Genomic DNA, 21,713 nt, shown 5'->3' with positions numbered 1-21,713 from the left:
GCTGGCGCAGCCGGGACAGCATCTCGTCCGTGGGGGGCTTCAGGCGTCGTGCTCAGCTCGGGTTCCTCCGGGGTGCGAGGCGCACGTTGGGCAGCACGGGCGCGGGGAGCGGTGCGCCGTCGTAGCCGACGACGGTCCCGAACCTAGCGTCCCGGCCGGTACCCGTCGATGGTGACTCCTGCCCGCCGGCCCCGCCTCGGGCCTCGAGCGTGTCGAGCGTGTCGAGCGTGTCGAGCGTGTCGAGCGTCTCGAGAGTGCCGAGCGTCTCGAGAGTGCCGAGCGTCTCGAGGGTGTCGCGGTCGGCGCGACCGATCTGCCGCTGCCAGTCCGCCCGGGCGGCGACGACCTCGTCGTGGCTGCGCCCGACGAAGTTCCACCACATGACGATCTCCTCGGTCGACGGCCGGCCCCCGACGAGCACGAGCCTGGCGCGACCCGTGGTCGTCAGCACGACCTCGTGCCGGCCGGGGGCGAGGTAGCCGAGGCTGTCGGCGGCGAGGGGGCTCCCGTCGACGGTGACCTCGTCGCCCGAGTCCACGAGGAAGGCGTGCTCGTGCTCGGGGTCGAGGGTGAGCGTGAGGCTGGTCCCCGGGTCGAGGTCGATCTGCGCGCCGACGATCTCGGAGTACGTCGTCGCCGGGGACTCCGTGCGCTCGACGACGCCGAGGCCCGGCTGCGCGGGGAGAGCGCCGAGGAACACCTGCAGCCGGACCCCGTCGACCTGCACGACGGGCAGGTCTTCGTGGTGCTCGAAGGCCGGGGCGACCCCCGCGCTCGCGTGCGGGAGCGCTGTCCACAGCTGGACCCCGTGGAGGGTCGTGGTGGTCCGGGCGTCGGGCGAGTGCTCGGAGTGCGAGATCCCGCGGCCTGCGGTCATGAGGTTGAGCTCGCCGGGCCGCACGAGGCAGGCAGAGCCGACGGAGTCGTGGTGCTCGATCTCGCCGCCGAACAGCCACGTCACGGTCTGCAGACCCGTGTGCGGGTGCGGGGGCACCTGCATCCCCGGGCCTGTGGTCACGTCGTCAGGTCCGAAGTGGTCGAGGAAGCACCAGGCACCGACGAGGCTCCGCGACCGCTGCGGGAGGGTCCGGCGGACGGTCATCGCCCGGGCTCCGCCGAGCGGCACCTCGCGCGGCTCGAGGACCTCGAGAGCCGTCGTCGGGCCAGGGAGGGCGACGCAGGTCTGCTCGTCGGGGGCGCTGTCGAGGTTGCTCACGCTGCGAGGGTATCGGGTGCCGCCCGCGAGGTGTCCTTGCCCAGGTGGAAGGGGTTTCCCACAAGGTTGTCCACAGCCTGTGCACCGCAAACCTCGCATCACCCACAAGCCTGTGGACGCATTCTGTGGATAACTCTCCGGCCTGCGACGACCTCGTCTGCGGGTGGTGCCAGCACCGACCCGGCCGGCACTCTCGCGCTAGACCCCGACGGCAAATCCCGCGTCGTCGAGCACAGTGCCGGCGACGGCCCGCTCGAAGACCGCAGCGACCTTCTCGACCACTGGCGCGATGCGGCTCCGGGCCACCACGTGCACCGAGGACGGGTGGTCCGAGGCCTCGTCCTCCGGGCTCCCGGACCTCCAGCGGACCGCGTAGGCGAAGGGCCCCGAGTCGCGCCACGGCAGCTGGAGCAGAGCCGGCGGGAGGGCGTCGGTGCGGCTGAGGCTGACCTCGACGGTGCCGTCGTAGGGCGTCTGCGTCGTGATCGTCCAGGCGACAGGCCCACCGTCCGTGGGCGCGGACTGCGCGGTGACGACGGCCTGGACCAGGACCGTGCGGACGAGCGCGAGGGCGTGCTGGGGCGGCAACGGGTGCGCGCTGTAGAGCGTGCGGTCGACCGACTGCCCGGCGTCGGGCACGACGGCCTGCGTGCGGCCGCTCTCGAGGACGGCGCCGTGGGCGTGACGCGCGGCGGCAGCCACCCAGGCGAGGACCCGGGCGGCCTCGCGCTCCTGCTCCTCGGGCGTCCCCTCACCCGTCGGCCGCACGACGTATCCCTCCACGTGCCGTGGTGGGAGCACGTAGGTGACGGTGTCTTCGGCGGTGAGCGGGTGGGGTCCTGTGAGCACGTGGCCCGGGGCGAGCCGGAGCGTCCCGGGGGTGGCCTCGGGCTGCGCGGCCATGCCGCGGAACCGGGCGCCGCGCAGCGGCACGACCCGCGAGGTCGCGGTGTCGAGGCTGACGGGCTCGACCAGCCAGTCGGCGTCCGGGAACCACGCCCGGACGAGCGTCATGACGTCGACGTGGGCGGGCACGGCGAGGAGGTGGTCTCCCGTGCGGCTGCCAGGGCCGAGCCTGTCGAGGAGTGCTGTCATGCCCGGACACTACGAGGCGCAGAATGCCGGGAGGTTTCCGGCGTGCAACGGGTCGCGAACGTCTGCCGCAGCTCGGCCGCAGCTCGGACGCAGCTCGGAGGCACGGCTGGCGCACGGACCGTCGTGCCACGTCAGGGGCTGCGCGCAGCCGCGGGATCCCGCCGATGTGCATGTTCTGACACGCCGTGGGATGCTGTCACAATGCCGAAGATCATCGGTGGGTCACTCCACGAGCACCGCGAACAGACACGCCAACGACTCTTCACGGCACTGTCCACCCTCATGTCGGAGCGTGGTTTCGACGCGATCTCCTTCGCCGACATCGCCGCAGCAGCCGGTGTCGGACGGACCGCCGTCTACAACCACTTCTCGGACAAAGAAGCCCTGCTCATGGGGTTCATCACCTTCGAGACCGAGCGCTACGTCGAGACGCTGCGCAGGTCCCTCGAGGACGTCGAGACCCCCGTGCTGCGCCTGCGGACCTACGTCCAGGCGCACGCCCGGCTCAAGCGTGTGTTCCACGTGGCACCAGGACCAGACCTGCGCACCGTGCTGTCCCGCGGCACCCAGCAGCGCCTGCGCGAGCACGCCGTCGTGGTCGAGGAGATCCTGCGGGAGATCCTCGTCGCCGGCATCGCCCGCGGTGACTTCCCCGAACAGGACATCGCGACGACGGTCGCGCTCATCAACGCGTGCCTGTCCGGCCGGCAGATCCCCGAGGAGCAGCCGGCCCGCGACCGCGCGATCCTGGCGACGGAGTCCTTCGTGCTGCGCGCCGTCGGCGTCGAGCCCGCGCACGCCTGAGGACACCGCCGCCCGTCAGCGGGCGCAGCCCGGGCAGGCATCGTCCCTCTCCGACCAGGTTTAATCCGTTGACCGCCGTCGGCGCCCCCGACGAGCATCGTCCGCATGACCTCTCGCCCCGGCTGGACCGTCCGCCCGATCTCGATCCCCGACTCCCTCGACTCCCCCGACGCCTGGGTGCTGCACGGGCTCGTCGCCGTCCAGCGTGAGGTCCACGAGGCGAGCTGGGGGCACGCGGACCTGCACCTCCCGGCCGAGATGCGGCTGGCCGTGATGCGCGACCAGATGCGCACCGAGCGCCTCGGCTTCGTCGCCGTCCGTGACCCTCTGCCCCAGACCCCGGGGCCTGAGGACGTCCTGGGCGTCTCGCTCGTCACCATGGAGCGCACGGGAAACACGCACGCGGCGAGCATGGGTGTCCTGGTCCGTCCGGAGCGGGTGCACGAGGGGATCGGTACGGCCCTCGCCGACGCGACCGAGGCGGCCGTCGCGGCCAAGGGACGCACGACGGTGATCCTCGACATCGAGCACCCGGGCGAGCCGCCCGCGGACGCACCCGACGTGGTCACGCCGCCGACTGGAGCCGGGCGGATCGCCGGAGACGCGGCCGGCGTCGCCTTCGCCCGTGGTCGTGGGTACTCGCTCGAGCAGGGCGAGAGGTTCAGCACGCTGCACCTGCCCCTCCCCGACGACAGCGTGGTCGACACATTCTTGACCGAGTCCCTCGCCGCAGCGGGTGACGACTACGAGACCGTGACGTGGCAGAACACCTGCCCGGAGGACCTCGTCGAGGAGATGGCCGCGCTCGCGACCCTCATGACGACCGCCGTCCCCGTGGCCGGGCTCGACCTGGTCGAGCACGTGTGGACCGTCGAGGAGCTCCGTCAGCAGGAGGCGACCAACCGTGAGGCCGGGCACGACACCCTCGTGACAGCCGTGCGGCACCGTCCGTCGGGCCGTCTCGTGGCGTACAGCGAGATCGCGATGCCCACGCTGTACCGCTGGCTCGCGTTCCAGGACGACACCCTCGTCGACCCGGCTCACCGGGGGCACAGGCTCGGCATGCTCATGAAGGCGAAGAACCTCGTCGAGCTCCGCACGCTGCGCCCCGAGCTCGCCCGGCTGCACACGTGGAACGCCGAGGAGAACCGGCACATGCTCTCGATCAACGAGGCTCTCGGCTTCGAGCCCACAGGCGTGGTCGCGCTGTGGCAGAAGAAGCTGGTCTGAGACGACAGGCTCAGAGGGTAGGCAACCCTAACCTCGATGGGGTACCGTTCCTGACAACGCGTCACCTCGGCCCGCTGGCCGTCGTCGACAGTGCCAGCGCATGCCCGCGTACCCGACCGAGGAGGACACGTGACGATTCTCGCCACCGACCGCCCCACCCTGTCCAGCCGGCTCCGCGAGGGCACCCGTGAAGAGCACGAGAGCGCCGAGAGCTCCGGGTTCATCAGCAGGCTCATGTCCGGCGGCCTGGGCGTCGACGCCTACGTGGGGCTCGCCTCGCAGCAGTTCTTCGTCTACTCGGCCCTCGAGGCGATCGCGGACGACGTGCGCGCCCTCCCGCAGGGCTCGTCGCTGCTCTTCGACGAGCTCACCCGTACCCCGTCGATCGCCCGCGACCTCGAGCACCTGGTCGGCCCCGACTGGCGCGCGATCGTCATGCCGCTGCCCGCCACGGTCCGCTACGTCGAGGCTCTCGAGGCGAGCGCCACCTCGCTCCCCCGCTACGCCGCGCACGCCTACACCCGGTACCTCGGCGACCTGTCCGGCGGGCAGATCATCAAGCGGATGCTCGAGCGCCACTACGGCCTGGGCCCCGAGGGCATCACGTTCTACTCCTTCGAGGAGATCCCGAAGTCCAAGCCCTTCAAGGACGTGTACCGCGAGCGCCTCGACGGCCTCGAGCTCGACGAGGAGCAGCTCGCCGAGGCCGTCGCCGAGGCGAAGGGCGCCTTCCGCCTCAACCAGGACCTCTTCGCAGACCTCGGCGCGCAGCACTGCTGAGGCACGCGTCCCCTGCGCGCTGTCCTCGTCGGAGCTCGTCCAGCCGGCCCTGCCTCTCCAGCCAGCGCCCTCTCGTCAGAGCACCTCGCGCGCGTACGCCGCCATCGCGTCGCGCACGAACACCGCCGTCCCCTCCCCCGCCCAGTCGTAGGCGGCCGTGAAGCGCGGGTCCGCGACGTACATCTCGCCGATCCCGGTGAAGTACTCGGCCGTGACCCCCGACTGACCGGTGGCCGTGGCCGACACCGCCAGCCAGGAGTGCTGGCGGCGGGTCACCGCGCGCACCTCGTCGCTGTCGGGGGCCAGGCCTGCCGCGCGGGCGTCGGCGTAGGCCTGGGCGATCGAGCGCTGCTCGGCGAGGAAAGCCGTCCTCTCGTCCTGGGTCATCCCGGACCACCACGCGTCCCCGGCGCGGTACGCGTCCTTGCCCCATCTCTGCTCGACCTCGCCGCGGTAGGCGGTGTGGTCGAAGCCTGCGAACATGCGTGAGGGCACGAGGGCCTCCTTCGTCGTGAGCGTGTCGATCGTGGTCCGGACGGACCCGATCTGGTCGGTGATCCTGCGCCTCTCGGACTCGAGCCAGGCGAGGTGGGCGCGCAGCGCGTGCGCCTCGTCCTGGTCGGAGTCGAGGGCCTCGGCGATCGCCTGGAGCCCGAGACCGAGGTCGCGGAGCATGAGGATGCGCTGGAGCCTGACGAGCCCCGCAGCGTCGTAGCAGCGGGCGCCGCCGTGCGCTGTCCTGCTCGGCGTAAGCAGACCGATCGCGTCGTAGTGCCGCAGCGTCCTGCTCGTGGTGCCGGTGAGGCGGGCCACCTCCTGGATCGGCCAGTCCCTCTGCGTCGTCATGCCCACGACGCTAGGGCTTGACGCTGCGTCAACGTCAAGCCCTCACCCGCGACACGTCTGCCGGACCCCCGCTGAACGGCGCGAGACTGGCAGACTGGAGCCATGCAGACATCGGGGCGGACGCGGTCACGGCGCCGCTCGCGCCGTGTCGAGTTCGTCGCCGACCCGGTCCTCGGACTGACCGTCCGCAAGCCCGCGACCCGCGCCACCTACGGGGTGCACGCGCTGCTCACCCACCTCACCAACGTCGGCTTCGCGGGTGCACCTCGGTCCTTCGGCGTCGACGAGCAAGAACGTCACGTCCTCGAGTACATCCCGGGGTCGACGGCCGACGAGGACGCGCCCTTCGACCACGCCGAGCTGACCCGCCTCGGCGAGCTCGTGCGGGACCTCCACGACGCCGCAGAGTCCTTCGAGCCGCCGCCGGGCGTGCAGTGGCACGTGACCATCCCGTCGACCAGCACAGAGCTCGTGTGCCACAACGACATCTCGCCGTGGAACCTCGTGCGCGACGGCGAGCGCTGGGTGCTGCTCGACTGGGACGGTGCCGGTCCGGGTTCTCGCGTCGACGAGCTCGCCTCGGTCGGCCAGGCCTTCTTGCCCCTCCAGCCCGACGGCGACCCGCACCGGGACGGCGAGCGCCTGCGCTCCCTCGTCGACGGCTACGGACTGACCGCCGGCCAGCGCCCGAGCCTCGTCCAGGCGGCGGCCGACCACACACGCGGCGTGTACGACCTGCTGGTCGACGGCAGCCGCACGGGCGCGGAGCCGTGGGCCTCCCTCTACGCGGCCGGGCACGCCAAGCACTGGAAGTCGGCGGCGGACTACGTGCTCCGTCACCGGGGCGAGCTGCGGGCAGCGCTGCGCTGAGACGCGCGCTCTCCCCGCAGCAGGCCGCTAGCCTCGCTGCACCTCAGCCCAGCAACAACCCCACCAGCTCCTCAGGCGTCTGCACGACCGCGAGCGGCGCAGCCTCGTCGATCTCTCCAGCAGGCGCATAGCCCCACGCGACGCTCACGGTCTCGATGCCGTGCTGTCGCGCGCCGAGGACGTCGTGCTCGCGGTCGCCGACCATGACGATGCGCTCGAGGGCAGGCAGCCCGCGCTCGGTCGCGGCCATGGTCTCGAGGGCGTGGGCGACGACGTCGGCCTTGGTGCTGCGGGTGCCGTCCATGCTCGCGCCGCACACGGCCTCGAAGAACCCGTCGAGCTCGAAGTGCTCGACGATCTGCCGCGCGAAGATCTCCGGCTTGGACGTCGCCACGCACAGCCGGAGCCCCGCGGCGCGCAGCGCGGTGAGGGCGTCGACGATCCCGGGGTACACGCTGTTGTCGAACATCCCGCCGCGGGTGAAGGCGGACCTGTACGCGGTGATCAGCTCGGGCACGCGCTGGAGCGGCACGCCGTTGCGCACGACGCTCTCCTCGATCGGCGGCCCGACGAACAGCGCGAGGGCCTCCTCGGAGGGGCGCGGGATGTCGAGGGCGTCGTAGGCGTGCTCGATCGAGGCGATGATGCCGGGTGCGGAGTCGGTCAGGGTGCCGTCGAGGTCGACGAGGGCGAGGTCGTAGCGCATGCCTCGATCCTCTCAGGCTGGCGCGAGCCTCACGCGCGCTGGACCTGTCGCCCCGCTACCCCCGCTACCCCCGCAGCGGCAGCGTGAGCACCTCGGGCGTCCCGGCGACCACCCGCACGGGCACCCCCCAGTCCTGCTGGGCCAGGTGGCACGCCGGGTACTCGACGGCCGGGTCGGCGTCGCAGCTGGCCGCCTGCGCGGTGACGTGCAAGACCCCCTCGGCGATCTCGGGGTTGATGCGCAGCGTCCGGACGAGCGGGAGGTCGCGGCCGGCCCCGTCGAGCAGCAGCTCGGGCGGGGTGGACGACACGGTGAGCTGGGTGGACGGCCCGAAGCGGTCGTCGTACTTCTGGCCCGTGGCGGGCGTGAAGATCACGTCGAGGCGGATGTCGCCCGGCGGCACCTCGGTCACGGGGCGCTGCGTGCGGTGGGCACCCGAGTCGAGCACCTGGCCGGCGAGCGACGCCGGGAGCGCGACGCGGGTGAGCCTGTGCGCGGTCGACTCGACCACGACCACGCGCACCTCGTCGCCGTCCACCTGCACGAGGGCGTCGCTCGGCTCGGCGAGGTCGCCGACGAGGGTCGTGACCTCGTCGGTCGCCGGGTCGTAGCGCCGCAGCGCGCCGTTGTAGGTGTCGGTGACGAGCACGGACCCGTCGGGCAGCGCGGCGACGCCGAGCGGGTGCTGGAGCAGCGCCTGCGCGGCGGGACCGTCCCGGTGCCCGAAGTCGAAGAGCCCCTGCCCGACGAGGGAGGTGATGGTCGCAGACCTGTCGTCGGCGACGTCGACACGGCGCAGCGCGGAGGTCTCCGCGTCGGCGAGCCACACCGAGCCGTCGGGGGCGACCGACAGACCCGAGGGCTGCGCGAACCACGCCTGCGCGAGCGGACCGTCGAGCAGCCCCTCGTTCTGGGTCCCGGCGACCTGCTCGACGGTCCCGGCGACGGGGTCGAAGGTCCACAGCGAGTGGTTGCCGGCCATCGCGACGAGGAAGGCCCCGAGCCGCTCCGACCAGACGACGTCCCACGGCGAGGTGAGCCTGTGACGCAGAGCAGGGGTCGCGTCGGGCGCAGCCGACTCGGGGACGACGTTCTCGGCGCCGCCGACCATGAGCTGCTCGCCGGTCCCGGCGACAGTCGTCACGTGCCCGTCGGCGAGCCGCACACCGCGGAGCGCGTGGTTGACGGTGTCGGCGACGAGGACGTCGTACCCGACCTGCTCGCGGAGTCCCTCGGGCACGAGGCAGAGCCCGTTCGGCTCGCTGAAGGCCGCGGCGTCCGGGCCACCGTCGGCCAGTCCGCGCTCGCCCGAGCCGATCCGCCGGACGAGCGTCTCGCCGTCCGCGGCGAGCTCGGCGAGGCTGTGGTGCCCGGCGTCGGCGACGAGCAGGTTGCCAGACTCGAGCGCGATCACCGCGGCGGGGAAGCGCAGCGTCCCCGGGGTCGGCTCGGCCGGCACGTAGGGCCCGGAGCCGCGGTGCAGCGTGCCCTTGGCCGTGTGCTCCTCGACGAGCTCGCGCACCAAGATCTCGAGGGTCGAGGCGTGACCCTCCCCCGCCATGTGCGCGACGACGTACCCCTCGGGGTCGATCACCACGAGGGTCGGCCAGGCGCGCGCCGTGTACGCGGACCACGTGACGAGGTCCGGGTCGTCGAGCACGGGGTGGCGCACCTCGTACCTGTCGACGGCGGCCGCGAGCGCGACGGGGTCGGCCTCGTGGACGAACTTCGGGGAGTGCACCCCGACGATCACGACCTCGTCGCGGTGCGCCTCCTCGAGCTCGCGGAGCTCGTCGAGGACGTGCAGGCAGTTGACGCAGCAGAAGGTCCAGAAGTCGAGGACGACGATCTTGCCGCGCAGGTCCGCGAGGGTGACGTCGGCGCCGCCGGTGTTGAGCCAGCCGCGTCCCACGAGCTCGCTGGCACGGACGCGGGGCAGGCGGGGGCTGGGGGTCGTTGCGCTCACAGGACGATTCTGCCTCAGGAGGCGGGGTGCCTGACGGGCCGTGCGCTCGCCGGTGGCTCGCCGGCCTCCTCGGCGGGGCGCGGCTCGTAGACCTCCGCCGTGAGGTCGGCTCGTTCGACCCTGTCGAGGCGGAACCACCTGACTCCCTCCCGGGTGCGGCACCACGCGATGAGGTACCAGGCCTGCCCGGTGTGGGCGAGCAGGACGGGCTCGACGTGCCTGGAGGTCGCCGTGCCCCCGCTGTCCCGGTACCGCAGGGCGAGGACGCGGTGGCGGGCCAGCGACTGCTCGACCGCGCGCAGGGTCGCGGGGGTGGTGAGAAGCGCGGAGGACGACGCGGTGGCAGAGACGGAGGCCGGGGCGTCCAGGGCTTCCGGCTGTCCGCCGCGCGCCTCGGGCACGCCCGTCCCCCGGTCGACCCACACCCTCGCCGCGAGCGTGGACGCCCGCTCCCGGGCCTGCGGGCCGAGGGCGTCCCAGATCTTGTCCTGCGCCGCCGCCGCGTCGACCGCGAAGGGGCTCCCGGGCGGGAGGGCTGCGAGGGCGATCGCGAGGGCGACGGCCTGCTGGGGTGTGAAGTTCACAGGTGGCAGGGTCGCCGAGGCGTCGAGCACGTAGCCGCCGCCTGGACCGGCCTGTGCCCAGACGGGCAGGCCGGCCTGCTGGAGGGCGGAGACGTCGCGCTTGATCGTGCGCTCGCTGACCTCGAAGAGCCTCGCGAGCCGGGGTCCGGTGGTGCCGGTCCGGCCTGCTCGGCGCAGCTCTTCGGCGACGGCGTAGAGCCGTTCGGTCTTGTCCACGTCTCTCCTCCGGCCTGGAGGCCCAGACGCCTCTCGACAATGGTGACAGACAGGTGTCACCAGACGCTTGCGAGGCTGGTCTCATGACTGATCACGCCTCGCTCCCGCACACGCACCCCGTCCACCCCGTCCACGTCGTCCTCGTCCCCGGTTTCTGGCTCGGGGGGTGGGCCTGGGACGACGTCGTCCCGCACCTGCAGGCCGACGGCCTGACCCCGCACGCCGTGACTCTCCCCGGGCTGGACGACGTCGCGACAGACCGCTCCGGCATCACCCACGACGACCACGTCCGTGCTGTGCTCGACGCCGTGGCGCCGCTCGAGGGCGAGGTGGTGCTCGTCGGGCACAGCGGCGCCGGGGCCGTGGTCCACGAGGTCGTCGACAGGGACCCCTCGCGGATCCGCAGGGTCGTGTACGTGGACTCCGGGCCTCTCGTCGACGGAGCCTCGCTGCGCCCCGGGCTGCCCGAGGAGACCGTCGAGCTGCCGCTGCCCACGTGGGAGGAGCTGGCCGCGGAGGGGTCGAGCGTCGACGGGATCGACGAGGCAGGGCTCGCACAGTTCCGGGCCCGCGCCGTGCCGCACCCGGCAGGTGTCGCGACAGGGACGGTCCACCTCACCGACCCGGCCCGCCTCGACGTCCCCGTCACGGTGATCTGCACGAGCCTGCCGTCGGAGATGCTGCGCCAGATGGCGACCCCCGGCCCGCCCTTCCACACCGAGCTCGGCAGCCTCCAGGCGACCTACGTCGACCTGCCGACGGGGCACTGGCCGATGTTCTCCAAGCCTGCCGAGCTCGCACGGGAGATCGCGACGGCGGCGCGGACCGATATACGGCCTGCCCTGGAAAAGGCGTAGTATGCGCTGATGCTCCTGGGATACGTAGATGAGTCGTATACGTCCAGCTACTTCTACCTAGGGGCTCTCGTCATCAGCTCGGGCGCCCAGGCCAAGGCGATCGAGGACGGTCTGGACCGCCTTGTCGAGGAGTTCCGACGGTCAGGCGCCGCGCCGGTCGCCCCCGACGTCGAGCTGCACGGCAAGGAGATTTTCCACGGCCAGGACGGGTGGGACGGGGTCCCTGTCCGCGCCAGGATCGCCATCTTCAGGCGTGCGATGAAGGTCGTGCGGGAATCAGGTGCCCGATACGTCGTCCGCGGTATGGATTCCGAGCGACACAGGGCTCGGTACGCCACACCGTTCCCACCTCACGAAGTAGTCCTGGCGCATCTCCTCGAGTCCCTCGATGCTCTGGCACAAGACGAGGACGAGCACATCCTCGTGGTGGCGGACGAGATCCACTCCCAAGACCGCCACAGGAGCAACTTCCGGGACTACAGGTCGTGGGGTACGCCCGGCTACAAGAGCCGGAGACTCGACAGAGTCCGAGACACGATCCACTTCGCACCGTCGCACTACTCACGCCTGCTCCAGGCTGCTGACCTCGTGACCTACCTCTACCGCCGGCGCAGGACCCACTCAGAACCTGATGCGAGAGCCCAGGCCGCAACCGACACGGTCTGGGCAGAGATCCAACCTGCGGTCGCAGTCGCCTCGACATGGGTCCCCTGAACGCACGAAGGCCCCATCCGTAGACGGGGCCCAAGGCAGTGCGGGAGGTCTTCCGACGTCCTGCACCTCCAGCGTACTCACGCGAACCTCGATACGCCAGTGGCCTGAGCGACAACGAGGCGGTCGCGTCATCTCACCTGCGAGGATGGCCCCTGACCAGCCAAGATCTACCGAAGGTGGACCCGTGCCCCAGGCAGTGACCCTCGTCCGTTCCAGCACCCTCTCCGACACCGCCGAGTACGCCTACGCGGCGACGGCCCCGGCCGAGGCGCGTCTGATCTTCCTCGCCGGGTCGTGCCCGCTCGAGGCCGACGGCTCGACGGCCGGCGTGGGCGACTACGCGGCGCAGGCCGCGAAGTGCGTCGAGAACATGAAGATCGCCCTCGCAGAAGCAGGGGCGACGATCACCGACGTCATCAGCACCCGTGTCCTGGTGGCGTCGAGCACGCAGGCCGATCTCGTGGCCGCGTGGGAGGTCGTCCGAGATGCGTTCGGCGACCACGACGTCCCGAGCACCCTGCTCGGCGTGACGGTCCTCGGCTACGACGACCAGCTCGTGGAGATCGAGGCCGTCGCGGCCGTCCTCGACTGACCCCGGTGGCACGCCGGGCACCCTCTGCCCGGCGTGCCGCACCCCAGGGCCCTCACGTACGGTGGTCCGGTGAACTCTCCGGCCAGGCGCGCCACGCGCGACGACCTCCCCCGAATAGCCAGCACGCTCGGAGCAGCGTTCAGCGACTACCCCTGGACACGCTGGACGGTCTCCGAGCCCGACCACGAGGCCCGTGTCGCGGAGCTGCAGAGGCTCTACGTCGAGCACGTGGCCCTGCCGCACGGCACCGTGTGGGTCGACGACGAGGTGACCGCCGTCGCAGCGTTCCTCCCGCCCGTCCTGCCTGAGCTGCCCGAGGACGTCATGGAGCGCATCGCCGCGCTCCAGGGCGACGACGGGCTCGCCCGTCAGGCTGCGGCCGACGCCGCTGTCGCGGCCCGCGCCACCGAGATCCCCGAGGACACCCGCGAGGTCTGCTCGCAGGCCTGGGTCCTCGCGACTGTCGGCGTGCACCCGGACCACCGAGGCGCCGGTCTGGGGTCTTCCGTGATCGATGCCGGCCTCGCGGACCTCGAGGAGTCGATGGCCTCGTGCACCCTCCAGACGAGCGATGAGCGCAACGTCGTGTTCTACGAACGCCTCGGTTTTGCGGTCACCAACGTCGTCGAGGTCCCCGGCGGCCCGACGGTGTGGTCGATGCTGCGGGCGAGCTGAGCAGCACCGAAGGACCGAACGCCCGTTCGCCCGGAGGCACTAGACCTTGCCGCATCGTGCTTCAAGGCCAAGCCTGAGAAGTCATCACGCCGGCCGGCATGATTCAGCACTCCCGTCAGAACCTCGTGTGGCGCAGCACCTACGAGGACTGTCCTAGGTGGGCGATTTAATCACCTATGGTCAATACGGCGACTTTCGCCATATTCTCTCTTCATCCCTCGTCACGGGGGTCACCGGCAGGGATAATCCTGCCCAATGTAAGGGGAAAGATCATGAAGGAGTTTGGAAAGAACCACAGACTGGCGGCTCGACTGGCGTCAGGCGTCATTGGGGCGTCGATCCTCGTGGGAGGTATGGCGATCGCCGCGCCAGCGACCGCAGCAGGTACGGGCAAGCTGCACGCCGCATCCGACTACTCGTCGGCATCCACCGCCACCAACAACGGGACGCTCGGGCGTTCCTATGCGCAGCACGGAAGCCGCGTCGCAGGCTGGACGGTGTGGACACTGAGCGGATCCTCGGCCTACGCCGACTCCGGCACGTCTTCCAGCTACGCTGCCGCGGTTGGGTTCCGCTAGCACCAGGACCGTGCGTCGCCAGAGCCCGACGGACCCGCCCGTCAAGCAATACGACCAGGCTCTGGCGTCGCACGTCATGATGAGCAGGCCTGCAACGTCAAACGGACGACCAGACCGTCCACGTATCCCGGCTCGACCACGAGCACCGCGTCGTGAGCCGCAGCAATGCTCTCGACGATCGTCAGACCCAGACCGGTTCCCAGCGTACCGGCGAGACGGGTCTGCCCGCCGCGGTTGAAGGCTTCTGTCAGGCCAGCCACCTCGTCCGTGGAGTACACGGGGCCCGAGTTGCCAACAGCCAGCACCACTTGATCTCCGAGCACGCGGAGCTCGACAGAGATCCATCCGTCGTCGCGATTGTGCTGGACAGCGTTCCGCAGGATGTTGCCCACAGCGATGGTGATCGCCCCTGCACTCACCTCGACGAAGACCGACTCCTCGATCCCCGAGCACTCGACCCGGAGCCCACGGGCCTGCGCGAGGACCTGGATCGCCTCCAGCTCGTCCCGTACGCACATCGCCAGGTCGACGCGGCTCCGCTGATCTGCGTCGAGATGCCGACTCCGCGCGATCAGCAGGAGGGCGGCGATCAGGTCGTCCATCCGTCGGACCGACCGCAGCGCCCTGTGGACGTAGGGCTGAAGGTCGGGCGGCACACGACCTTGGGTCAGAGGAGCCTCGAGCGCGGCGCGCACCGACGTGATCGGCGTCCGCAGCTCGTGAGAGGCGTTGGCGACAAACTGCTCCTGGCTCACGAAGGCTCCTTCGAGCCGCGCGAGCATAGTGTCGACCTGGTCCGCCAAACGGGTGATCTCGTCACGTGGGCCCGTGAGAGCGATGCGCTGTGACAGGTCTCGCTCCGAGATCTGCTCTGCGAGCTGGGCCACGTCGTTGATCTTCCTCGCCGGACTGCGAGTGAGACGCCAGGACAGGGCGGCCGACACGACCGCGAAGACCACGAGGAGGACCAACGTCCACGTGATGTAGCTGTCCATGACGTCGGAGGCGACGAGACGTCCGTAGCTCGACGTCTCGTCGGAGACCTCGACCTGGCAGTCGGAGGTCTCGACGGTCGTGACGCACTCGACCGTGTCCTTCAGGCTCGTAGGGTCCGGCAGGACGACCGGTGCCTCTACATCTACCGGCTCACCGATGCTGACGTCGATCGTGCTGGCGATGCTCTGCGAGAGGATGGCGACCTGGACCGCGATGAGGCATGCTCCCAGGACGATGAAGGTCGCAGCGATCGAGAGCGCCAGCTTCCCCCGGAATCCCCAGAAGGCGCGCCCCAGCCGAGCACCGACCCTCACGCCGGGACCGCGATGTAGTAGCCGCGACCCGGGCTGTGCTCGATCCGGACGGCCTCTCCGAGCTTCTTGCGCAGCGAGTGGATCACGACCCGGACCGCCCCGTGAGTCCGCTCGAAAGGGTTGTCCCAGGCTGTCCTCAAGAGGCGCTCGGTACTGAGCGAGCCGCCGCTCTCCCGCATCAGGGCCTCGAGGACGTCGATCTCTTTGAGCGTCAGGGCGATCGGCAGCCCGTCGACCTCCAACGTGCGTCGTGAGCAGTCCAGCCGCGCGCCCCCGTGGGCGATGATGGACGACGCGGCGTGGTCGCTGCGGCGAGAGAGCGCCCGCAGCCTGGCGACCAGTTCCGGGTATGCGAAGGGCTTGGTGAGGTAGTCATCGGCCCCGAGGTCGAGCCCACCCACCCGGTCGTAGAGCCCGCTCGCCGCCGTGAGCATGAGGATCTTGACCGTCGCGCGCCGAGCCACCAACGCCCGGCAGACGGCGTCGCCGTGCATCCCCGGGAGGTCTCGGTCCAGGATGACGACGTCGTAGGGCCCGTCGAGGGCAGCAGGCAGCGCGAGGGCGCCGTCATGGACGGCGTCGACACGGAACCCGTCGACGCGCAACGCGTCTGTGAGCGTGTCCGCCAGGTCACGGTCGTCTTCGACGAGCAGCAGCCGCGTCATGAACCACACCCTTCCGGCGCAGCAGGTCCGCACCGTCTCAGAGGTCCGTCACGCCCCCTGCCGGGACGGCCCGCACCTGCACCTGCACCTGCACCTGCACCTGCACCTGCACCTGCACGATCGTCGCGCCCCACACGTGAGGCACACGTGAGGAACTATCTCATACCGGGCTAACGCGGCGTTGGGTAGACCTGCCTGTGGCGTCGACCGTGCCGGGACCTCTGGCAGGCGGTGACCAGGGGAAGGACGACGACATGAGGACCACGACAGCCCGGAGACTCAGCGTGATGCTGGCCTCCCTCACCCTGACCGTCTCGGTCCTGGCTGGGTGCGGCGATGACCCGACGGGCGGGGGCACAGGCACGACGGACGAGCAGCCCAGGTCGACCGGCGACGAGGTGCTCGCAGGGAGCATGACCGAGCTGTTCGCCCAGTACCTGGACAGCGACACCGTCTCGGAGTTCGAGCGTGACGTCCTCGAGCGGGCCGCCGAGACCGGGACGATCCCCCAGGCCGACTACGACGAGGCCTTCACCAGGTACCAGCAGTGCGTCTCCGACCTCGGGTACACGGAGACCTGGACAAAGCTGCCCAGCGGCGTCAACCAGGTCACGCCACCTCTGCTCGACTCGCAGGAGGCGGCCGACAGGTACGCCGAGCAGGCGACCGGGTGCGCCACAGGCACCATCATGCTCATCGAGGCCTTGTTCAACCAGCAGCAGGTCAACCCCGACCTGCTCTCAGACTCTCGCGCGGTCGCCGTGAGCTGCCTCCTCGAGGGTGGGATCGTCGACGCGTCGTACACGGTCGATGACCTCGACCGCGACCTCGAGATTCCGCCGGAGGCCAGCTTCGACGTCTCAGACCCCGCCGCCAACGCCTGCCTGTCCTCTGCTGGCTACTCGATCGCCGTGCAGTAGCCAGGGGGCGTGATGATCAAGGGAATCAGCGTGCCGACCGGTCGCGCCTACCTCGGGGCCTGCAGACGAGGGCGGACGACCTCGTGACACGAGACCGTCCCCGTCGTTCCGGGACCTTCTTCACCTTCGCTCTCGTGACGGCCGTCGCTGGCGGCGCTCTCGCGGCGACCCTGCTCGTCACAGACGAGCCGCCCGAGGCTCTCCGCGCAGCCTCGACACCCACCGAGGCCGCCACACAGCTCGTAGAGTTCGACGACCGCCGCAGCGTCGAGGTGTCGCTCGCGGTGTCGGACGAGACACCGTTGACCGTCAGTGCCTCCGGGGTGGTCACGGCGCTGAGCACGAGCGCGGGTGGGACGATCACCTCCGGCTCCTCACCGCTCGAGGTCGCCGGTCTGCCCCTGCTGGCACTGCACACGGGTGTCCCGCTGCACCGCGATCTCTCCCAGGGGATGCGCGGCAGCGACGTCCGGTCCCTCCAGGAAGAGCTCGCGAGACTGGGATATGCCGTCACCCCGGACGGCAGCTACGGTCCGGGGACCTCACGCGCGGTCCGGCAGCTGAAAGAGTCGGTCGGCCTGAGCAGACCGGACAGCACGCTCGCACTCACCGGGGTCGTCTGGCTCCCGGCCGAGTCGGTCACCACGACCGGGTGGGATGCCACCCTGGGCTCGACCCTCGCCGCAGGAGACCCCTGCGGGACCGTCCCCGGGCAGCTCACCGCCGTCACACTGGCCAGCGCGCCGGTCTCGCTGACGCCGGGCGAGCGCACGCTGACGCTCTGGGGGCACAGCACGACGCTTGCCGATCCTGTCCGGGCGACGGCACCGGAGTTCATCGCGGCGATAGCCTCCACGAGCGACTACGCAGGCCTCCAGGGCGAAGAGGAACCCCAGCACCCGGTCGCGACGCTCTCGTTGACCGAGCCGCTCTCCGCACTCAAGGTCCCCCCGACAGCGCTGTTCGCGATCGACGGGGACGACGCATGCATCCAGTCTGTTGACACGCCGATCCGGGTCACGGTCCTGGGGGCTGCGCTCGGGTCGACCCTGGTCGGGCTCGTCGGGGACACCGCGCCACCACCGACGGTGCGCGTCGGCCCGGGGATCACCGCCGCGGGATGTCGGTGATGGCAGGCTCTCGACAGTCGTCCTCCGTCCCGGCGGACCTGCCGGACGCCACGACAGCCCGCCTGAGCGCCGAGTCCCTGGGGCACAGGTTCGCGGGGACGTCCATGCTCTTCACCGACGTGTCGTTCGACCTGCGCCCCGGGGAGGTCCTCGGGGTCTGCGGCCCCTCCGGCTGCGGGAAGTCGACGCTCTTGTCGATCCTGGCGGGCTGGGAGTCCCCCGTCGTCGGCACCCTCATCCGCACGGGGATCACCCGGACGGGGTGGGTCTTCCAGAACCCCTACGGGGTGGCGCGTCGGAGCGCGCTCGACCACGTCACCTTCCCTCTGCTGGCTCGGGGCTACGCCCGACGAGAAGCAGAGTCTGCCGCGGGTGCGACGCTCAGGCTCTTCGGCCTCGACGACGTCGTCGAAAGACCGTTCAGAGCGCTCTCGGGAGGGGAGGCACAACGACTCATGCTGGCTCGGGCCGTCACCGTGGCCCCCGACCTGCTGCTCGTCGACGAGCCGACAGCTCAGCTGGACACCCGCACGGCCCACACCGTCAACGCTGCACTCTCCAACATCGCAGCGAGCGGGTCCATCGTCGTGATCGCCACGCACGACCCGGACACCCGTGCCGCGTGCACCCGGGTGATCGACATGCCGACGTACGCAGACGCTGCGTCATGAGAGCCTCTGCCGTCATCAGCGAGGCGTGGCGCAACCTCCGCTCTGGGACGTCACGAGCCCTCCTCCTGTCCACGCTCCTGGTCGCTGTGACGGTCCTGCTCGGGGTCGCAGACATCGTGACGGTCCGTTCCCTCCAGGAGAAGGCCGGGCAGTACCTGGGCAGCGGCGCAGCCATCCGCACCGTCAGCATCGAGGCGCTCGTCGATCCGCTGAGCTGCGCGGCACTGGGCGACGTGAGCACCGTGCGCGCCACCGGCGCCCTTGCCGGCGCGACGCCGATCACCACCACTGCACTCCCTCGAGCACCCCTGCCAGCGTTCAGCGTCACGCCGTCGTTCGCGGCGGTCCTCGGTCTCGACCCCGCGCAGGCCTCGGGCGTGTGGATCTCCGAGACTCTGGCCCAGACCCTGCATGCAGACCTTGGGACGAACCTGGACACCGCACGAGGTCCGCTGACGATCAGCGGGATCTTCGCCTGGCCCGACGACGGGCGCGACAGCCGCCTCGCCTCTGCGGTCCTCGTCCCCGACGTCACCCAGGAGAGGTTCGACGAGTGCTGGGTGGCGGTCTGGCCGACCTCGGAGGAGACCGACGACCTCCTCCGGTTCGCAGCGGCCCCAGGGGCGCCGGCCGACAGCGCCGTGACGGTGGGGCAGGTCAACCGGAACTTCGGGACGAGCTTCGAAGGACACACCGAGTACCTCGACCGCTCCACGCGGCACATCCTCCCGGTCGGTACCGTCGCAGGGTTCTTCATCGCCGTGACCAGCGTGCGTCTGCGCCGCCTCGAGCACGCCGGGGCACTGCACGCCGGGCAGTCGAGAGCCGCGTCTGCCGCCGTCTGCTTCCTCGAGACTCTCGTGTGGAGCGGAGTCGGCGCTCTGGTCGCAGCGGTCACGCTGCTGCTCACCGCACGCAGCATGTCTGTGGACGGCGGGCTCGTGCCCGCAACGACCGGGCTCCGAGCGGTCTGCGCCGCCGCGGCGAGCGCACTCCTGGGGTCGGCGGCCTCGATCGCCCTCGTCAGGGAGAGCCACCTCTTCAGGTACTTCAAGGACCGGTGACCCGACCTCCCGCGCGAGGACGGTGGGGCTGCCGCGTCTGCGACAGCCCCGCCGTGGTCGAGCACCCGTCCGGAGAGATCTGGCCTGCCTCTCGCGCAGTCGTGGTCATCCAGCGAGAGCCACCCTCACCCCAGCGTCGACGGCAGCTCTCGCTGCTCGCCCAGCACCTTCTCGGCCAGGAAGGCCAGCACGACCTCGTACCAGACGATGGCGTTCTGCGGGGTCAGCACCCAGTGGTTCTCGTCGGGGAAGTACAGGAACCTGTGCTCGGACTCGCCGTTCTCGTCGGCGGGCAGCCCGGACTTCGCGAGGAGCTCGTACCAGAGGCGCAGGCCCTCGCCGATGGGCACGCGGTAGTCCTTGTCGCCGTGGACGACGAGCATGGGCGTGACGATCTTCTCGACCGAGAGGTGCGGGGAGTTCTCGCGCGCCATCTCTTCGGTCATCTCCCGCTCCCAGTAGAAGGAGTGGTCTGTCGTCGGGCCGAACTGGTCGAGGGCCCACAGGCTCGCGTGCGTGACGATCGCCTTGAACCTGTCGGTGTGCCCGGCGACCCAGTTGGCCATGTACCCGCCGAAGGACCCGCCCATCGCGGCCGTGCGGGTCTCGTCGATGTCGTCGCGGGCCTCCGCGACGTCGGTGATCGCCATGAGGTCCGTGTACGGCGCAGCGCCCCAGGCGCCCCACCCGCGCTGGATGAAGTCCTGCCCGTAGCCCGTCGACAGGGCAGGGTCGGGCAGCAAGACGGCGTAGCCCTGGGCTACGAGGATCCACGGGTTCCATCGCCAGCTCCACGCGTTCCACGAGTTGAGCGGGCCGCCGTGGATCCACAGGACGAGAGGTGCGGGGCTGTCGGGCCCGGCGCCCTCGGGCAGCGCGAGGAAGGCGCGGACGCGCGAGCCGTCCTCGACGGTCGTCTCGACCTCGGTGAGCGTCCCGGGGAGCGCCGGGGCCGTCGTCGGGCCCTGGAGCGTCACGGAGGTGACGGGTGCACCGCTCGAGCGGGCCGCAGCGAGGTCGATCGACACGGGGGTCGACGGCTCGAGGTAGCTGACGCGCAGCGCGTAGACGGTCTGGCCATCCGGGGACACCTGGACGTCGGTGAAGGTCGCGTCGTCGGCGGTGACCTGGGTGACGGTCCCGTCGAGGGTCACGTGGAACACCGGGCCGCGGCCGTCGGAGTCGGCTGTGACGAGCAGCCCGCTGCCGTCGGGCAGCCAGGTGACCGACCCGGGCCAGCGGTCCCACCCCGTCGCGAGCGGGCGGACGTCGCCCCCGGCGAGGTCGACGAGGGCGAGCGTGACGCGCGGCGCCTCGTGCCCGGAGCTGCGGCTCTGCTGGACGAAGGCCACAGTGCGGTTGTCGGGCGAGACCTTCGGCCCGTGCGCCTCGGAGGCTCCGTCGTCGACGAGGATCCGGCGGCTGCCGGTGGCGACGTCGACGGCGGCGAGGACAGTCCGCTCGGCGCCGCGCGGCTCGGGGACGTTGATGGTGGTGACGACAGTCGTGCCGTCGGGCGAGAGCACCGCGGAGGTCTCGCGCAGCGCGGTCTTGACGTCGTGGGTGAGGTCGCGGAGCGAGAGCCGCGGGTCCGCGGGAGCGGCAGCGCCGTCGAGCTCGGCGAGGTCTGCGGCGAAGAGGTGCGGGTCGGAGGGGCCGAGGTCGTGGTCCCAGTGCCGGACCGGGTACCCGGTGTGCAGGATCGCCGACACCTTCTTCTTGGAACGGGCGGCGCGCAGCTCGGCGTCGTGCTCTTCGTCGCGTGCCGACGGCAGGACACCTCCGGTGAGCACGACGGTCGACGCGTCGCGCGCGGTCAGCGGGCTGCCCACACCGCCGGCGCGGGAGGCGACGACCCGAGCCTCACCGCACGTGGCGGGCAGCAGCCAGAGGGCTGTCGTCGCGTCGTCGTCGGACTGCGGGTCGGGCCGGCCGGAGGTGAAGAGCAGGTCGCCCGAGGGGGTGAAGATCGCACCGCCCTCGCCCTTCGCGGAACGGGTCAGGCGACGGGCGGGCTGCTGCCCGCTGGGGTCGACCTCCCAGAGCGCTGTCGTGTACGCGGTGCTGTCGGTCGAGAGCGTCGACACCGAGGTGACGAGGCGCGTGCCGTCGTGGGAGAGCACGAGACCGCCGACGCGCGGCAGGGCGACGTACTGGTCGAGGTCCGTGAACGGGGCGGGCTGGTCCGGTGCGTGGTGAGCGTCGTGTGTGGTCACCCGTCGTT

General features: G+C 71.0%; 22 protein-coding genes. 13 read left to right on the top strand and 9 right to left on the bottom strand.

Annotation, left to right across the window (positions count from 1 at the left end):
* Nucleotides 1–52 precede the first annotated feature (52 nt).
* Together ASG53_RS00880 and ASG53_RS00875 are read right to left on the bottom strand one after the other, a co-directional pair.
* Complete coding sequence (locus tag ASG53_RS00880; protein ID WP_056127199.1) at nucleotides 53–1,216, bottom strand: pirin family protein; 1,164 nt, start codon at nucleotides 1,214–1,216, stop codon at nucleotides 53–55.
* 198 nt (nucleotides 1,217–1,414) lie between these two features.
* Nucleotides 1,415–2,311, bottom strand: a complete 897-nt coding sequence (locus ASG53_RS00875; RefSeq protein WP_056127198.1) for a hypothetical protein — start codon at nucleotides 2,309–2,311, stop codon at nucleotides 1,415–1,417.
* 201 nt (nucleotides 2,312–2,512) lie between these two features.
* Here ASG53_RS00875 and ASG53_RS00870 point away from each other — a divergent pair, with 201 nt between their 5' ends.
* The 3 genes from ASG53_RS00870 to ASG53_RS00860 all read left to right on the top strand — a co-directional run bounded on the left by ASG53_RS00870 (nucleotide 2,513) and on the right by ASG53_RS00860 (nucleotide 5,125).
* Entirely contained in the window at nucleotides 2,513–3,115 is a 603-nt protein-coding gene (locus ASG53_RS00870) for a TetR/AcrR family transcriptional regulator (protein ID WP_056127193.1), read from the top strand.
* 105 nt (nucleotides 3,116–3,220) lie between these two features.
* Complete coding sequence (locus tag ASG53_RS00865; protein ID WP_056127190.1) at nucleotides 3,221–4,345, top strand: hypothetical protein; 1,125 nt, start codon at nucleotides 3,221–3,223, stop codon at nucleotides 4,343–4,345.
* A gap of 129 nt (nucleotides 4,346–4,474) precedes the next feature.
* On the top strand, nucleotides 4,475–5,125 hold the full coding sequence (locus ASG53_RS00860; protein ID WP_056127188.1) for a biliverdin-producing heme oxygenase: 651 nt from the start codon (nucleotides 4,475–4,477) through the stop codon (nucleotides 5,123–5,125).
* A gap of 75 nt (nucleotides 5,126–5,200) precedes the next feature.
* On the opposite strand, the gene ASG53_RS00855 is transcribed toward ASG53_RS00860, so the two are convergent.
* On the bottom strand, nucleotides 5,201–5,971 hold the full coding sequence (locus tag ASG53_RS00855) for a MerR family transcriptional regulator (RefSeq protein ID WP_056127186.1): 771 nt from the start codon (nucleotides 5,969–5,971) through the stop codon (nucleotides 5,201–5,203).
* Nucleotides 5,972–6,073: 102 nt separating this feature from the next.
* Here ASG53_RS00855 and ASG53_RS00850 point away from each other — a divergent pair, with 102 nt between their 5' ends.
* Complete coding sequence (locus tag ASG53_RS00850) at nucleotides 6,074–6,841, top strand: phosphotransferase (RefSeq protein ID WP_056127183.1); 768 nt, start codon at nucleotides 6,074–6,076, stop codon at nucleotides 6,839–6,841.
* Between the two features lie 43 nt (nucleotides 6,842–6,884).
* Here ASG53_RS00850 and ASG53_RS00845 read toward each other — a convergent pair whose 3' ends face one another.
* The 3 genes from ASG53_RS00845 to ASG53_RS00835 all read right to left on the bottom strand — a co-directional run bounded on the left by ASG53_RS00845 (nucleotide 6,885) and on the right by ASG53_RS00835 (nucleotide 10,313).
* A complete protein-coding gene (locus tag ASG53_RS00845; protein WP_056127181.1) occupies nucleotides 6,885–7,547 on the bottom strand; it encodes an HAD hydrolase-like protein in 663 nt (220 codons plus the stop codon).
* Between the two features lie 64 nt (nucleotides 7,548–7,611).
* Nucleotides 7,612–9,513, bottom strand: coding sequence for an NHL domain-containing thioredoxin family protein (locus ASG53_RS00840; protein ID WP_056127179.1), 1,902 nt, complete (start codon nucleotides 9,511–9,513; stop codon nucleotides 7,612–7,614).
* Nucleotides 9,514–9,527: 14 nt separating this feature from the next.
* Nucleotides 9,528–10,313, bottom strand: a complete 786-nt coding sequence (locus ASG53_RS00835; RefSeq protein WP_056127175.1) for a helix-turn-helix transcriptional regulator — start codon at nucleotides 10,311–10,313, stop codon at nucleotides 9,528–9,530.
* Nucleotides 10,314–10,396: 83 nt separating this feature from the next.
* Here ASG53_RS00835 and ASG53_RS00830 point away from each other — a divergent pair, with 83 nt between their 5' ends.
* From ASG53_RS00830 to ASG53_RS00810, 5 genes are all read left to right on the top strand, one after another.
* On the top strand, nucleotides 10,397–11,170 hold the full coding sequence (locus ASG53_RS00830; RefSeq protein ID WP_056127173.1) for an alpha/beta fold hydrolase: 774 nt from the start codon (nucleotides 10,397–10,399) through the stop codon (nucleotides 11,168–11,170).
* 9 nt (nucleotides 11,171–11,179) lie between these two features.
* Nucleotides 11,180–11,884: a DUF3800 domain-containing protein gene (locus tag ASG53_RS00825; protein ID WP_056127171.1), complete on the top strand. Its 705-nt coding sequence runs from the start codon at nucleotides 11,180–11,182 to the stop codon at nucleotides 11,882–11,884.
* 184 nt (nucleotides 11,885–12,068) lie between these two features.
* On the top strand, nucleotides 12,069–12,476 hold the full coding sequence (locus tag ASG53_RS00820; protein ID WP_082543687.1) for a RidA family protein: 408 nt from the start codon (nucleotides 12,069–12,071) through the stop codon (nucleotides 12,474–12,476).
* Nucleotides 12,477–12,545: 69 nt separating this feature from the next.
* Nucleotides 12,546–13,151 carry a GNAT family N-acetyltransferase gene (locus ASG53_RS00815; protein ID WP_056127167.1) on the top strand — a complete coding sequence of 202 codons (606 nt, stop codon included), beginning with the start codon at nucleotides 12,546–12,548 and terminating at the stop codon, nucleotides 13,149–13,151.
* 272 nt (nucleotides 13,152–13,423) lie between these two features.
* Nucleotides 13,424–13,729: a hypothetical protein gene (locus tag ASG53_RS00810; RefSeq protein WP_156382620.1), complete on the top strand. Its 306-nt coding sequence runs from the start codon at nucleotides 13,424–13,426 to the stop codon at nucleotides 13,727–13,729.
* A gap of 74 nt (nucleotides 13,730–13,803) precedes the next feature.
* Here ASG53_RS00810 and ASG53_RS00805 read toward each other — a convergent pair whose 3' ends face one another.
* Together ASG53_RS00805 and ASG53_RS00800 are read right to left on the bottom strand one after the other, a co-directional pair.
* Nucleotides 13,804–15,039: a sensor histidine kinase gene (locus tag ASG53_RS00805; protein ID WP_056127163.1), complete on the bottom strand. Its 1,236-nt coding sequence runs from the start codon at nucleotides 15,037–15,039 to the stop codon at nucleotides 13,804–13,806.
* Nucleotides 15,036–15,704 carry a response regulator transcription factor gene (locus ASG53_RS00800; protein ID WP_056127161.1) on the bottom strand — a complete coding sequence of 223 codons (669 nt, stop codon included), beginning with the start codon at nucleotides 15,702–15,704 and terminating at the stop codon, nucleotides 15,036–15,038. Before ASG53_RS00800 ends, ASG53_RS00805 begins: the two co-directional genes overlap by 4 nt.
* A 254-nt stretch (nucleotides 15,705–15,958) precedes the next feature.
* Between ASG53_RS00800 and ASG53_RS00795 the strand changes: the two genes are divergently transcribed.
* From ASG53_RS00795 to ASG53_RS00780, 4 genes are all read left to right on the top strand, one after another.
* Nucleotides 15,959–16,624 (top strand): hypothetical protein, encoded by a 666-nt coding sequence (locus ASG53_RS00795; RefSeq protein WP_156382619.1) that lies wholly within the window; start codon nucleotides 15,959–15,961, stop codon nucleotides 16,622–16,624.
* Between the two features lie 83 nt (nucleotides 16,625–16,707).
* Nucleotides 16,708–17,754 (top strand): peptidoglycan-binding domain-containing protein, encoded by a 1,047-nt coding sequence (locus tag ASG53_RS00790; RefSeq protein WP_056127157.1) that lies wholly within the window; start codon nucleotides 16,708–16,710, stop codon nucleotides 17,752–17,754.
* Entirely contained in the window at nucleotides 17,754–18,425 is a 672-nt protein-coding gene (locus ASG53_RS00785; RefSeq protein WP_156382618.1) for an ATP-binding cassette domain-containing protein, read from the top strand. Before ASG53_RS00790 ends, ASG53_RS00785 begins: the two co-directional genes overlap by 1 nt.
* Nucleotides 18,422–19,489 (top strand): hypothetical protein, encoded by a 1,068-nt coding sequence (locus ASG53_RS00780; protein ID WP_056127155.1) that lies wholly within the window; start codon nucleotides 18,422–18,424, stop codon nucleotides 19,487–19,489. The genes ASG53_RS00785 and ASG53_RS00780 overlap by 4 nt, the downstream gene beginning before the upstream one ends.
* A 125-nt stretch (nucleotides 19,490–19,614) precedes the next feature.
* On the opposite strand, the gene ASG53_RS00775 is transcribed toward ASG53_RS00780, so the two are convergent.
* The gene (locus ASG53_RS00775) at nucleotides 19,615–21,705 is read right to left on the bottom strand and encodes an alpha/beta fold hydrolase (RefSeq protein ID WP_056127154.1); all 2,091 of its coding nucleotides are present in this window, start codon (nucleotides 21,703–21,705) and stop codon (nucleotides 19,615–19,617) included.
* Between the last annotated feature and the right edge of the window lie 8 nt (nucleotides 21,706–21,713).

The organism is Sanguibacter sp. Leaf3, assembly GCF_001425965.1.
GTDB lineage: Bacteria > Actinomycetota > Actinomycetes > Actinomycetales > Cellulomonadaceae > Sanguibacter > Sanguibacter inulinus.
This window is presented reverse-complemented; position numbering and strand designations above follow the sequence as displayed.